Annotated in this window: 10 protein-coding genes and 2 pseudogenes; 8 read left to right on the forward strand and 4 right to left on the reverse strand. The window is 60.8% G+C overall.

The window, feature by feature from the left end; all coding sequences use genetic code 11:
• Positions 1 to 85: 85 nt before the first annotated feature.
• From HT737_RS20860 to HT737_RS20875, 4 genes and pseudogenes are all read right to left on the reverse strand, one after another.
• A pseudogene (locus HT737_RS20860) lies at positions 86 to 2932 on the reverse strand (valine--tRNA ligase).
• 251 nt (positions 2933 to 3183) lie between these two features.
• Positions 3184 to 3570 (reverse strand): hypothetical protein, encoded by a 387-nt coding sequence (locus HT737_RS20865; RefSeq protein WP_047292702.1) that lies wholly within the window; start codon positions 3568 to 3570, stop codon positions 3184 to 3186.
• Between the two features lie 8 nt (positions 3571 to 3578).
• Positions 3579 to 4007, reverse strand: coding sequence for a DNA polymerase III subunit chi (locus HT737_RS20870; protein ID WP_047292703.1), 429 nt, complete (start codon positions 4005 to 4007; stop codon positions 3579 to 3581).
• Positions 4008 to 4067: 60 nt separating this feature from the next.
• Positions 4068 to 5558, reverse strand: a complete 1491-nt coding sequence (locus tag HT737_RS20875; RefSeq protein WP_182403928.1) for a leucyl aminopeptidase — start codon at positions 5556 to 5558, stop codon at positions 4068 to 4070.
• Between the two features lie 308 nt (positions 5559 to 5866).
• Here HT737_RS20875 and lptF point away from each other — a divergent pair.
• The 8 genes and pseudogenes from lptF (at position 5867) to pdxJ (ending at position 14287) form a co-directional block, all read left to right on the forward strand.
• A pseudogene (lptF, locus tag HT737_RS20880) lies at positions 5867 to 6989 on the forward strand (LPS export ABC transporter permease LptF).
• Positions 6982 to 8043, forward strand: a complete 1062-nt coding sequence (lptG, locus tag HT737_RS20885; RefSeq protein ID WP_047292709.1) for an LPS export ABC transporter permease LptG — start codon at positions 6982 to 6984, stop codon at positions 8041 to 8043. Before lptF ends, lptG begins: the two are co-directional and overlap by 8 nt.
• A 172-nt stretch (positions 8044 to 8215) precedes the next feature.
• A complete protein-coding gene (gene lepA, locus HT737_RS20890) occupies positions 8216 to 10012 on the forward strand; it encodes a translation elongation factor 4 (protein ID WP_041064736.1) in 1797 nt (598 codons plus the stop codon).
• Between the two features lie 9 nt (positions 10013 to 10021).
• Positions 10022 to 10876, forward strand: a complete 855-nt coding sequence (gene lepB, locus HT737_RS20895) for a signal peptidase I (protein WP_041064734.1) — start codon at positions 10022 to 10024, stop codon at positions 10874 to 10876.
• Positions 10877 to 11059: 183 nt separating this feature from the next.
• Positions 11060 to 11749 (forward strand): ribonuclease III, encoded by a 690-nt coding sequence (gene rnc / locus HT737_RS20900; RefSeq protein WP_024011703.1) that lies wholly within the window; start codon positions 11060 to 11062, stop codon positions 11747 to 11749.
• Complete coding sequence (gene era / locus HT737_RS20905) at positions 11742 to 12644, forward strand: GTPase Era (protein WP_041064729.1); 903 nt, start codon at positions 11742 to 11744, stop codon at positions 12642 to 12644. Before rnc ends, era begins: the two co-directional genes overlap by 8 nt.
• 167 nt (positions 12645 to 12811) lie before the next feature.
• Positions 12812 to 13501, forward strand: a complete 690-nt coding sequence (gene recO / locus HT737_RS20910; RefSeq protein ID WP_095667435.1) for a DNA repair protein RecO — start codon at positions 12812 to 12814, stop codon at positions 13499 to 13501.
• 39 nt (positions 13502 to 13540) lie between these two features.
• Entirely contained in the window at positions 13541 to 14287 is a 747-nt protein-coding gene (gene pdxJ, locus HT737_RS20915; RefSeq protein WP_131671491.1) for a pyridoxine 5'-phosphate synthase, read from the forward strand.
• Positions 14288 to 14310 lie beyond the last annotated feature (23 nt).

Below are 14310 nucleotides of genomic sequence, written 5' to 3' on the forward strand. Positions count from 1 at the left end.
CCCTTCGGCAGCTCCTACAGGGGATTGGTGTTCTGGAATAAAAAAGGGAGGCCATTTGGCCTCCCTTTGTCATTGCGGCTTGCCCTTACAGGCTGGAAATCCGCGCGTGTTGCTCGGCCAGTTTGCCCAAGGCCTGTTCCGCCTCGGCCAGTTTGGCGCGTTCCTTCTCGATACTTCGGCCGGGGCCTTGTCAACGAAACCGGCGTTCGACAGCTTGCCGCCAACTCGCTGGACTTCACCCTGCAGACGCAGGATTTCCTTGTCCAGACGCGCCAGCTCGGCGCCCTTGTCGATCAGGCCGGCCATCGGCACCAGCACTTCCATCTCGCCAACCAGCGCGGTGGCCGACAGTGGCGCTTCTTCGCCAGCGGCCAGCACGGGTGATCGATTCCAGACGCGCCAGCTTCTTCAGCAGCGCTTCGTTCTCGGTCAGACGACGCTGGTCTTCAGCGCTGACGTTCTTCAGGTAGATCGGCAGCGGTTTGCCCGGGCCGATGTTCATCTCGCCACGAATGTTGCGCGTGCCGAGCATCAGGCCTTTGAGCCATTCGATGTCGTCCTCGGCGGCCGGATCGATGCGCTCTTCGTTGGCCACCGGCCACGGTTGCAGCATGATCGTCTTGCCCTGAATACCGGCCAGCGGCGCGATGCGCTGCCAGATTTCTTCAGTGATGAACGGCATGAACGGATGCGCCAGACGCAGCGCCACTTCCAGCACGCGCACCAGCGTGCGACGGGAGCCGCGCTGGCGCTCGACCGGCGCGTTTTCGTCCCACAGCACTGGCTTGGACAGTTCCAGGTACCAGTCGCAGTACTGGTTCCAGATGAACTCGTACAGTGCTTGCGCGGCGAGGTCGAAACGGAACTGATCCAGTTGACGGGTTACTTCGGCTTCGGTGCGTTGCAGTTGCGAGATGATCCAGCGATCCGCCAGCGACAGCTCGTAGGCTTCGCCGTTCTGGCCGCAGTCTTCACCTTTGTCCAGAACATAACGCGCGGCGTTCCAGATCTTGTTGCAGAAGTTGCGATAGCCTTCGACGCGGCCCATGTCGAACTTGATGTCGCGACCGGTCGAGGCCAGCGAGCAGAAGGTGAAGCGCAGGGCGTCGGTGCCGTAGCTGGCAATGCCGTCGGCGAACTCGTCGCGGGTCTGCTTCTCGATCTTCTTCGCCAGTTTCGGCTGCATCATGCCGGAGGTACGTTTCTGCACCAGCGCTTCCAGCTCGATACCGTCGATGATGTCCAGCGGGTCAAGGACGTTGCCTTTGGACTTGGACATCTTCTGGCCCTGGCCATCACGCACCAGGCCGTGCACGTAAACGGTCTTGAACGGTACCTGCGGGGTGCCGTCCTCGTTCTTGATCAGGTGCATCGTCAGCATGATCATCCGGGCGACCCAGAAGAAAATGATGTCGAAACCGGTGACCAGCACGTCGGTGGAGTGGAATTTCTTCAGGAACTCGGTCTTTTCCGGCCAACCCAGAGTGGAGAACGTCCACAGGCCCGAGCTGAACCAGGTGTCGAGCACGTCGTTGTCCTGTTGCAGCGCAACGTCCGGGCCGAGGTTGTGCTTGGCACGCACTTCGGCTTCGTCGCGACCGACGTAGACCTTGCCCGACTCGTCGTACCACGCCGGAATCCGGTGGCCCCACCACAGTTGACGGCTGATGCACCAGTCCTGGATGTCGCGCATCCACGAGAAGTACATGTTTTCGTACTGCTTGGGCACGAACTGGATGCGGCCGTCTTCAACGGCGGCAATCGCCGGCTCGGCCAGAGGCTTGGTCGACACGTACCACTGGTCGGTCAGCCACGGCTCGATGACGGTGCCAGAACGGTCGCCTTTCGGCACTTTCAGGTTGTGATCGTCGACGCTGACCAGCAGGCCGGCGGCGTCGAACGCAGCGACGATCTTCTTGCGCGCTTCGAAACGCTCGAGACCGGCGTACTCGGCCGGGATCTTGCCGTCGATGCTGTCGTTCAACGTGCCGTCAAGGTTGAACACCTGGGCTGCGGGCAGCACGTTGGCGTTCTTGTCGAAGATGTTCAGCAGCGGCAGGTTGTGGCGCTTGCCGACTTCGTAGTCGTTGAAATCGTGGGCGGGGGTGATCTTCACGCAGCCGGTGCCGAATTCAGGGTCGCAGTAATCGTCGGCGATGATCGGGATGCGGCGGCCAACCAGTGGCAGCTCGACGAATTTGCCGATCAGGGCTTTGTAGCGTTCGTCGTTCGGGTTAACCGCGACGGCGGAGTCGCCGAGCATGGTTTCCGGACGGGTGGTCGCGACGATCAGGAAATCGTTGCCTTCAGCGGTTTTCGCGCCGTCGGCCAGCGGGTACTTGAGGTTCCACAGGAAACCTTTTTCGTCGTGGTTTTCCACTTCGAGGTCGGAAATCGCCGTATGCAGCTTGGTGTCCCAGTTGACCAGACGCTTGCCGCGGTAGATCAGACCGTCTTCGTGCAGGCGTACGAAGGCTTCCTTGACCGCTTCCGAGAGACCGTCGTCCATGGTGAAGCGCTCGCGGCTCCAGTCCACGGACGAGCCGAGGCGGCGGATCTGACGGCTGATGTTGCCGCCCGACTGATCCTTCCACTCCCAGACTTTCTCGAGGAATTTCTCGCGCCCCAGGTCGTGGCGGTTCTGTCCGGTGGCTTCCAGTTGACGCTCCACCAGCATCTGCGTGGCGATACCGGCGTGGTCGGTGCCCGGCTGCCACAGGGTGTTGCGACCCTGCATGCGGCGGAAACGGATCAGGGCGTCCATGATCGCGTTGTTGAAACCGTGACCCATGTGCAGGCTGCCGGTGACGTTCGGCGGCGGGATCATGATGGTGTAGGAATCGCCCGCGCCTTGCGGTGCGAAATAGTTCTCGGACTCCCAGGTGTTGTACCAGGAAGTTTCAATGGCGTGCGGCTGGTAGGTCTTATCCATGCGCGGCGGGACCCTATTGGCATTTATTCAGGAAAAGCCGGGAAGTATAGCGGGGCATGGGGCCGAGGGCGAGCGGGGGAGGCTGGGCGGACACTAATGTTGGGTGGGAACCATTGTGGTGAGGGGATTTATCCCCGATGGGCCGCGCAGCAGCCCCAAATAATTAAATCACGCTGCGTATTCGCAGGGTTCACGACTGCTGCGCAGCCGATCGGGGATAAATCCCCTCGCCACAAGGAGATCCATCCGGGTTATTCGTATTGGCTGAGCAACCGTTCCATCCGCGCCTCGAGGCGGCGTTTGATTTCGGTTTCAATGTGCGGTGCGAAGTCGTCGATCACGTCCTGCATGATCAATTGCGCGGCGGCGCGCAGTTCGCTGTCCAGGTGCAGCAGGGCGTCCGGGCCTTTATCCACAGGTGCGGCAGCGGGTGCCGGAGCCGGAGCAGGTGTCGGTTCGATGGTCGGCGGCGTGGCGTCGACGGCCTCGAACAGCATCGGAATCTGTTCCTGTTCACCGTCATCGACCGTGTCGGTCAGCAGCGGCGGTTGCAGGTTGTCATCGCCGAGCAACTGGCGGATCGATTCGAGATCGTCCAGCAGGTGCGCAGGCTTTTGCAGCGGTTTTGGAGTGTCCATCGGCGTACTCAGAGTCGCTGTAAACGGTGATCTTGCAGAGGATAGCCCTGTTCGCGGTAGAAACGGAAACTCTCCCGTGCCGCCGCGCGAATCGTCGGATCTTCCACCACCACTTCCGCCACGCGGGCGAATTGGCTGGCAAAGGCCGGGACTTTCAGGTCGAGGTTGACCAGCAGATCCTGATGCGCGCCGCAGTCCGCGCCGACTCCCAGCACAATCAAACCGTCCGGTTCACTATCGGCAGGGCCATGAGGGACGAAGGTTTCGCCCTTGAATGCCCACAGGCGCGCATCGAGATCATCACGCTGAGCAGCATCGCTGCAATGCAGGTAGATGCGGTGGCCCATGCGCCAGGCTTTTTCGGTGAGCTTGCAGGCAAAGTCCAGGCGAGCCGAAGGATCGGCGCTGGGCAGGATATAGAAGTCGACTTTGGTCATTGCGGTTCCTGAGCCTGGAACGGCGTCACCGTAGAGTGACGCCGCCCGGGTTCATCGGTTTCAGGCTTTGGCGCGGTCCAGCAGGTATTGGGTCAGCAGCGGAACCGGACGGCCAGTGGCGCCTTTGTCCTTGCCGCCGCTGGTCCATGCGGTGCCGGCGATGTCCAGGTGCGCCCAGTTAAGGTTCTTGGTGAAGCGCGACAGGAAGCATGCGGCGGTGATGGTGCCGGCCTTCGGCCCGCCAATGTTGGCGATGTCGGCGAACGGGCTGTCCAGCTGCTCCTGGTATTCGTCGAACAGCGGCAGTTGCCAGGCGCGGTCGTCAGCGGCCTTGCCGGCACTGAGCAGTTGCTCGATCAGCTCGTCGTTGTTGCCCAGCAGGCCAGACGTGTGTGCACCGAGTGCAACCACACAGGCACCGGTCAGGGTGGCGATGTCGATCACCGCTTGCGGCTTGAAGCGCTCGGAGTAGGTCAGCGCGTCGCACAGCACCAGACGGCCTTCGGCGTCGGTGTTGAGGATTTCCACGGTCTGGCCGCTCATGGTGGTGACGATGTCGCCCGGACGCGACGCAGTGCCGCTCGGCATGTTTTCCGCACAGGCGAGGATGCATACCAGATTGATCGGCAGCTTCAGCTCAAGGACGGCACGCAGGGTACCGAACACGGAGGCCGCGCCGCCCATGTCGTACTTCATTTCGTCCATGCCGGCGCCAGGCTTGAGGCTGATACCGCCGGTGTCGAAGGTGATGCCTTTGCCGACCAGCGCGTAAGGCTTCTCGGACTTCTTGCCACCGTTGTATTGCATGACGATCAGGCGCGGTGGCTGGGCGCTGCCCTGACCGACGGCGTAGAACGAACCCATGCCCAGTGATTTGATCTTCTTCTCGTCGAGGACTTCGACTTTCAGATCCTTGAACTCTTTGCCCAGGTTCTTGGCTTGTTCGCCAAGGAAGGTCGGATGGCAGATGTTGGGTGGCAGGTTGCCCAGATTGCGGGTGAACGCCATGCCGTTGGCGATCGCGGTCGCGTGGTTCACCGCGCGCTGCACTTCGGCCTGGGCGGCTTTGATGGTCAGCAGGGTGATTTTCTTCAGGGCGCGCGGCTCGGCTTTCTGGCTCTTGAACTGGTCGAACGTGTATTCGCCATCCACCAGGGTTTCGGCCAGCAGGCGGGTCTTGCCGTAGCTGTCGCGGTTCTTGACGATGATTTCATCCAGGGCCAGTACAGCGTCGCTGCCGCCCAGACCTTTCAGGGTGTTGAGGATGCCGGCAACGATTTTGCGGAACGGACGGTCACCCAGTTCTTCATCCTTGCCCACGCCGACCAGCAGCACGCGCTCGGCCTTGAGGTTCGGCAGGCTGTGCAGCAGCAGGCTTTGACCGACCTTGCCGGCCACATCGCCACGCTTGAGTACGGCGCTGATCGCGCCACCGCTCAGCTCGTCGACCTGTCGGGCGGCAACGCCGAGTTTGCGGCCTTCGCCAACGGCAACCACCAGGGTGGCGGTTTTCAACGTTTCTGGGCTAACGCTTTTTACAACCAGTTCCATGTCCGGATCCCTGAATGAATGGTCAACACGCAGGCGTTCGACGGTGTCCGCAGTCGCCTGCTTATAGATAGAAGAGGCGCAGGTCTGTGCCTGCGACGAAGGCGGCAGTTTGAACCTCGCTCACCGCGCCTGACAACCCTCGGTTGTGCGATCTTCAACGGAATCTACGCTTGGGTGAGTGTGCGCAGTGACAGGCGCCCTCAATCACAGGATAATGCCGCATCTTTTTTCGACGGCTCTGCCTTGCGGGTCGCTTGAAACGTTTGCTTGTTTGGCCGCCTTAGCCTGACAACCCTGGAGTGTCTGGTTTGATCGTCTTCCGTTATCTGTCCCGTGAAGTGATGTTGACCCTGAGCGCCGTCAGCGCCGTGCTGCTGGTCATCATCATGAGCGGTCGCTTCATCAAATACCTTGCCCAGGCCGCTGCGGGCCAACTCGATCCGGGATCGCTGTTCCTGATCATGGGTTACCGCCTGCCGGGTTTCATGCAGCTGATCCTGCCGTTGGGCCTGTTTCTCGGGATCCTGCTGGCTTACGGCCGGTTGTACCTCGAAAGCGAAATGACCGTGCTCTCGGCCACCGGCATGAGTCAGCAGCGTCTGCTGCGCATGACCCTGTTCCCGGCAACGCTGGTGGCACTGGCCGTCGCGTGGCTGAGCCTGAGCCTGGCCCCGCAGGGCGCCAATCAGTTTTCAGCTGCTGCTGAACAAGCAGGACGCGCTGACCGAGTTCGATACCCTCGAACCCGGCCGTTTCCAGGCATTGCGTGACGGTACCCGGGTGACCTACACCGAAAGCCTGACCGACGATCGCGTCAACCTCGGCGGCGTGTTCATCTCGCAGAAGAACCTCGGCTCGGATCAGAAAGACCGCGGGATTTCCGTACTGGTGGCCGAGAAGGGGCGGCAGGAAGTCCACTCGGACGGCAACCGCTACCTGATCCTGCACAACGGCTATCGCTATGACGGCAGCCCGGGTCAGGCCGATTACCGCGCGATCAAATACGACACCTACGGCGTATTGCTGCCCAAGCCCGATGCCAGCGACGAAGTTACCGACCGTGATGCGATCCCGACTTCGACCCTGCTGAGCGCCGACGACGAGCGATCCAGGGCCGAACTGCAATGGCGGATTTCGCTGCCGTTGCTGGTATTCATCGTGACCCTGATGGCGGTGCCGCTGTCGCGGGTCAATCCGCGTCAGGGCCGTTTCCTGAAGCTGCTGCCGGCGATTCTTCTTTATATGGCTTACCTGACCATCCTGATTGCCGCCCGCGGCGCCCTCGAAAAAGGCAAGATTCCACCGGCCCTTGGCCTGTGGTGGGTGCACGGGATCTTCCTGTTCATCGGTCTCGGCCTGTTGTACTGGGAACCGTTGCGCCTGAAGCTGGCCAGTCGTCGCAGCGCTGCGCTGGAGGTGGCCCGTGGTTAAACTCGACCGCTACATCGGCAGCAGCGTATTCGTGGCGATCATCGCGGTGCTGGCGATCATTCTGGGTCTGGCGACCCTGTTTGCCTTCATCGACGAGATGAGCGACGTCAGCGATACCTACACCCTGACCGATGTGCTGAGCTTCGTCCTGCTCACCGCGCCGCGCCGTCTGTATGAAATGCTGCCGATGGCCGCGCTGATCGGCTGTCTGATCGGCCTCGGCAGTCTGGCCAGCAGCAGCGAGCTGACGGTCATGCGCGCTGCGGGTGTGTCCATCGGGCGCATTGTCTGGGCGGTCATGAAGCCCATGCTGGTGTTGATGCTGGCCGGTGTGCTGATCGGTGAATACGTGGCCCCGGCCACCGAAAGCATGGCGCAGGCCAATCGCTCGCTGGCGCAAGGCAGCGGCGATGCGCAGAGCGCCAAACACGGTATGTGGCACCGTCAGGGCGAGGAGTTCATCCATATCAACGCCGTGCAACCTGACGGCCTGCTGTATGGCGTGACCCGCTATCACTTCGACAAAGAGCGCCACCTGCTCAGCTCCAGCTTCGCCAAGCGTGCGGAGTTCGACGGCAAGCGCTGGCTGCTCACTGACGTGACCACCACGGTGTTCCACGAGCGCAGCACCGAAGTGGTGAATGCGCCGAGCGAGGAGTGGGACGTGTCGCTGAGCCCGCAATTGCTCAACACGGTGGTGATGGCGCCTGAGTCGCTGTCGATTTCCGGTCTGTGGGGCTATATCCACTATCTGGCGGATCAAGGCCTGAGCAACGGTCGTTACTGGCTGGCATTTTGGGTCAAGGTGTTGCAGCCGCTGGTCACCGCTGCGCTGGTGCTGATGGCGATTTCCTTCATCTTCGGCCCGTTGCGCTCGGTGACCCTCGGTCAGCGGGTGTTCACTGGTGTGCTGGTAGGCTTCACCTTCCGCATCGTCCAGGATCTGCTCGGCCCGTCGAGCCTGGTGTTTGGCTTCTCGCCGCTGTTCGCGGTGCTGGTACCGGCCACGGTCTGTGCGCTGGCGGGTGTCTGGCTGCTGCGACGCGCCGGTTGATGACCGCGTTGTTGCCAATGCTTTAACCGCGAAAACGCCTCGATCGACAGATCGGGGCGTTTTCGTATGCAATCCGGGTGACAGGCGAACGTGACGCTTGCGCCGTGTATCAGGTACAATTCCCGGCTATTTTTCGGCGGGCCAAGCCTGCAGCCTTTTTGAGTGTTGATCCGTGAGTGATTTGAGTCATATCCGCAATTTCTCCATCATCGCCCACATTGACCATGGCAAGTCGACGCTGGCTGACCGTTTCATCCAGATGTGCGGTGGCCTGGCCGAGCGTGAAATGGAAGCCCAGGTACTGGATTCCATGGATCTGGAGCGCGAACGCGGGATCACCATCAAGGCCCACAGCGTTACCCTCTATTACAAAGCCAAAGACGGCGTCACCTACCAGCTGAACTTCATTGACACCCCGGGTCACGTCGACTTCACCTACGAAGTCAGCCGTTCCCTGGCCGCGTGTGAAGGCGCATTGCTGGTGGTCGATGCCGGTCAGGGTGTTGAAGCCCAGTCCGTGGCCAACTGCTACACCGCCATCGAGCAAGGCCTCGAGGTCATGCCGGTGCTGAACAAGATCGACCTGCCACAGGCCGAGCCGGACCGCGTCAAGGACGAGATCGAGAAGATCATCGGCATCGACGCCACCGACGCCGTTACCTGCAGTGCCAAGACCGGCCTGGGTGTCGACGAAGTGCTCGAGCGTCTGGTCGCGACCATTCCTGCGCCGACCGGCAACATCGAAGATCCGCTGCAAGCGTTGATCATCGACTCCTGGTTCGACAACTACCTGGGCGTTGTTTCCCTGGTGCGCGTGCGTCATGGCCGCGTGAAGAAAGGCGACAAGATCCTGGTGAAATCCACCGGCAAGATCCACCTGGTGGACAGCGTCGGTGTGTTCAACCCGAAACACACTGCCACTGCCGACCTCAAGGCCGGCGAAGTGGGCTTCATCATCGCCAGCATCAAGGACATTCACGGTGCACCGGTCGGTGACACCCTGACCCTGAGTTCGACCCCGGACGTTGAAGTGCTGCCCGGCTTCAAACGCATCCAGCCACAGGTTTACGCCGGTCTGTTCCCGGTCAGTTCCGACGACTTCGAGGACTTCCGCGAAGCGCTGCAGAAACTGACCCTGAACGACTCCTCGCTGCAGTACACCCCGGAAAGCTCCGACGCCCTGGGCTTCGGCTTCCGTTGCGGGTTCCTCGGCATGCTGCACATGGAGATCATCCAGGAGCGCCTGGAGCGCGAATACGACCTGGACCTGATCACCACCGCGCCAACGGTAATTTTCGAGCTGGTGTTGAAAACCGGTGAAACGATTTACGTCGACAACCCGTCCAAGCTTCCGGATGTGTCGGCCATCGAAGACATGCGCGAACCAATCGTGCGCGCCAACATCCTGGTTCCGCAGGAGCACCTGGGCAACGTCATCACCCTGTGCATCGAGAAACGCGGCGTACAGGTCGACATGCTGTTCCTCGGCAATCAGGTCCAAGTGACCTACGACCTGCCGATGAACGAAGTGGTCCTGGACTTCTTCGACCGTCTCAAATCCACCAGCCGCGGCTATGCTTCGCTGGATTACCATTTCGATCGTTACCAATCGGCTAATCTGGTGAAACTGGACGTGCTGATCAACGGTGACAAGGTCGACGCCCTTGCGTTGATCGTGCACCGTGACAATTCGCACTTCAAAGGTCGCCAGTTGACCGAGAAGATGAAAGAACTGATTCCTCGTCAGATGTTCGACGTGGCGATTCAGGCTGCCATTGGCGGTCAGATCGTCGCCCGGACCACCGTCAAGGCACTCAGAAAGAACGTATTGGCCAAATGCTACGGCGGTGACGTAAGCCGTAAGAAAAAGCTGCTTGAAAAGCAAAAGGCCGGTAAGAAACGCATGAAGCAGGTCGGCAACGTGGAAATTCCACAAGAAGCCTTCCTCGCCGTGCTCAGGTTGGAATAGTCAGGTCCTATGTCACTAAATTTCCCGCTGTTGCTGGTCATCGCCGTGTTCGTCTGCGGCCTGTTGGCGTTGCTCGATCTGCTGTTCCTGGCGCCGCGTCGGCGTGCTGCGATTGCCTCTTATCAAGGCAGTGTCAGCCAGCCGGAGCCCGTGGTGGTCGAGAAGCTGAACAAAGAGCCGTTGCTGGTTGAATACGGCAAGTCGTTCTTTCCGGTGCTGTTCATCGTGCTGGTGCTGCGTTCGTTCCTGGTGGAACCGTTCCAGATTCCGTCCGGCTCGATGAAACCGACGCTGGACGTCGGCGACTTCATTCTGGTGAACAAGTTTTCTTACGGGATCCGCCTGCCGGTGATCGACAAGAAAATTATCGAAGTCGGTGATCCACAGCGCGGCGATGTGATGGTATTCCGCTACCCGAGCGATCCGAACGTCAACTACATCAAACGTGTAGTCGGCGTACCGGGCGACACGGTGCGTTACACCGCCGACAAGCGTCTGTTCGTCAACGGCGAGTCGATTGCCGAGCAACTGGTCGGCTCCGAGCCGGGCACGCTGGGCAGCGCGGAACTCTACAAGGAAAAACTCGGCGCCGCCGAGCACCTGATCCGCAAGGAAATGAGCCGCTACCGCGCGACGCCGGACCATACCTGGACCGTGCCGGCCGGGCACTACTTCATGATGGGCGACAACCGCGACAACTCCAACGACAGTCGCTACTGGGATGATCCGAACATTCCCAAGGATCTGCTGGGCATGGTTCCCGACCAGAATATCGTCGGCAAAGCCTTCGCTGTCTGGATGAGCTGGCCGGAACCGAAACTCAGCCACCTGCCGAATTTCTCGCGGGTTGGCCTGATCAAGTAATCAATCACGGCGCTGTTGACCACAGCGCCGAATGCATTTCTGGCGTCGACACAAATTGGCGCCAGGGCATGAAGCCACGATATTCAGGACGTCATTTTTGAACACAGCGTTAATTGTCCCAGGCCTGCGCCGTACCCCGGCGATGGCAGTGGAATCCAGCCACGAACTCAGCGTGGGTAAACCGTGAGCGTTTCTCTAAGCCGTCTCGAGCGCCAGCTCGGTTACACCTTCAAGGATCAGGAGCTGATGCTGCTGGCCCTCACGCACCGTAGCTTTGCCGGGCGTAACAACGAACGCCTGGAATTCCTTGGCGATGCCATCCTCAACTTCGTCGCCGGCGAGGCGCTGTTCGATCGCTTCCCGCTGGCTCGCGAAGGCCAGTTGTCGCGTTTGCGCGCACGCCTGGTGAAGGGTGAGACACTGGCCGTGCTGGCCCGTGGTTTCGATCTGGGTGACTACCTGCGTCTGGGTTCGGGCGAACTGAAAAGCGGTGGTTTCCGTCGCGAATCAATTCTGGCCGACGCCCTCGAAGCGCTGATCGGCGCGATCTACCTGGATGCTGGCATGGACGTCGCTCGCGAGCGCGTGCTGGCCTGGCTGGCCGGTGAGTTCGAAGGCCTGACGCTGGTCGACACCAACAAGGATCCGAAGACCCGTCTGCAGGAACACCTGCAATCGCGCGGTTGTGAACTGCCGCGCTATGAAGTGGTGGACATCCAGGGTGAGCCGCACTGCCGTACCTTCTTCGTCGAGTGCGAAGTGGTCTTATTGAATGAAAAAAGCCGAGGTCAGGGTGTGAGCCGTCGTATTGCCGAACAGGTAGCGGCCGCCGCAGCACTGATTGCCCTGGGCGTGGAGAATGGCAATGACTGATACAAACGCAACTCGCTGTGGCTACGTTGCCATCGTCGGCCGTCCCAACGTCGGCAAGTCGACGTTGCTCAACCACATCCTCGGCCAGAAGCTCGCGATCACCTCGCGCAAGCCGCAGACCACCCGTCACAACATGCTCGGGATCAAGACCGAAGGTGACGTGCAGGCGATCTACGTCGACACCCCCGGCATGCACAAGGGTGGCGAAAAGGCCCTGAACCGCTACATGAACAAAACCGCCTCGGCGGCGTTGAAAGACGTCGACGTGGTGATCTTCGTGGTTGATCGCACCAAGTGGACCGAAGAAGACCAGATGGTGCTGGAGCGCGTGCAGTACGTGACCGGTCCGCTGATCGTCGCGCTGAACAAGACCGATCGCATCGAAGACAAGGCCGAGCTGATGCCACACCTGTCGTGGTTGCAGGAACAGCTGCCGAACGCGCAGATCATCCCGATTTCCGCGCAGCAAGGGCACAACCTCGACGCGCTGGAAAAGGTCATCGCCGATCACTTGCCGGAGAACGATCATTTCTTCCCGGAAGACCAGATCACCGATCGCAGCAGCCGCTTCCTCGCTGCCGAACTGGTGCGCGAGAAGATCATGCGTCAGATGGGCGCCGAACTGCCTTACCAGATCACCGTCGAGATCGAAGAGTTCAAGCAGCAAGGCAAGACCCTGCACATCCATGCGCTGATCCTCGTTGAGCGTGACGGCCAGAAGAAGATCATCATTGGCGACAAGGGCGAGCGCATCAAACGTATCGGCACCGAAGCGCGCAAGGACATGGAGTTGCTGTTCGACGCCAAGATCATGCTCAACCTGTGGGTGAAGGTGAAGGGCGGCTGGTCCGACGACGAGCGTGCTCTGCGTTCGCTGGGTTACGGCGACCTGTAAGTACGCGGTTGTCGCAACACCGAAAAAACCTGTGGGAGCGAGCTTGCTCGCGAAGGCGTAGTGCCAGACGACATATTTGTTGACTGACACCCTGCATTCGCGAGCAAGCTCGCTCCCACAGTGGTTTTTGGGTGAATATAAAACCGCGTTTTATCCATGAGAGTTCCATGTCTTCAAACCCACCTCCCGCCCAACCCGCCTACGTCCTGCATTCGCGCGCCTACCGCGAAACCAGCGCGCTGGTCGATTTCCTCACGCCGCAAGGTCGGCTGCGGGCGGTGTTGCGCAGTGCGCGGGGCAAGGCCGGGACATTGGCGCGACCGTTCGTGCCGCTGGAAGTCGAGTTTCGTGGCAAGGGTGAGTTGAAGAATGTCGGGCGCATGGAAAGTGCCGGCAACGCGACCTGGATGGTCGGTGATGCGCTGTTCAGCGGCCTCTATCTCAATGAGCTGCTGATCCGCCTGCTGCCCGCCGAAGATCCGCACCCGGCGGTGTTCGATCACTACGCTGCAACCCTGCTGGCCCTGGCCGAAGGCCGCCCATTGGAGCCGTTGTTGCGCTCCTTCGAATGGCGCCTGCTGGACGACCTCGGTTACGGCTTCTCGATGAACACTGACATCCACGGCGAGCCAGTGGCTGCGGATGGCCTCTATCGCCTGCAAGTGGATGCCGGGCTTGAGCGCGTCTTCCTGTTGCAGCCGGGTCTGTTCAACGGCACGGAACTGCTGGCCATGGCCGAAGCCGACTGGACCGCGCCCGGTGCACTGTCGGCGGCCAAGCGTCTGATGCGTCAGGCACTGGCCGTTCATTTGGGCGGTCGCCCCCTCGTCAGCCGCGAGCTATTTCGCAAGCCCTGATATGCTGTGCGCCGAATCTTTCCCTTCAGGAGCGCATCCGTGACCACCAGCAATCGCATTCTTCTTGGCGTGAACATCGACCACGTCGCCACCCTGCGTCAGGCCCGTGGCACACGCTACCCGGATCCGGTCAAGGCAGCGCTGGACGCGGAAGAGGCGGGCGCCGACGGCATCACCGTGCACCTGCGTGAAGACCGTCGGCACATTCAGGAGCGCGACGTGTTGCTGCTCAAGGATGTGCTGCAGACCCGCATGAACTTCGAAATGGGCGTCACCGAAGAAATGATGGCGTTCGCCGAGCGCATCCGTCCGGCGCACATCTGCCTGGTCCCGGAGACCCGGCAGGAACTGACCACTGAAGGCGGTCTGGATGTAGCGGGGCAGGAAGAGCGGATCAAGGCAGCGGTCGCGCGTCTATCGAAGATCGGCAGCGAAGTGTCGCTGTTTATCGATGCCGACGAGCGCCAGATCGCTGCGTCGAAGCGCGTTGGTGCACCGGCCATCGAGCTGCACACCGGGCGTTACGCCGATGCCGAAACCCCGACTGAAGTTGCTGAAGAATTGAAGCGTGTGGCGGACGGCGTAGCGTTTGGTCTGGCGCAGGGCCTGATCGTCAATGCCGGACATGGCCTGCATTATCACAACGTCGAAGCGGTGGCGGCGATCAAAGGCATCAACGAACTGAACATCGGCCATGCGCTGGTGGCGCATGCGTTGTTCGTCGGGTTCAAGTCGGCAGTGTCCGAGATGAAGGCGCTGATTCTGGCAGCTGCGCTCAAAGGCTGAAGATCAAAAGATCGCAGCCTTCG

The sequence above is a fragment of the Pseudomonas sp. MD195_PC81_125 genome, assembly GCF_014060985.1.
Lineage (GTDB): Bacteria > Pseudomonadota > Gammaproteobacteria > Pseudomonadales > Pseudomonadaceae > Aquipseudomonas > Aquipseudomonas parakoreensis.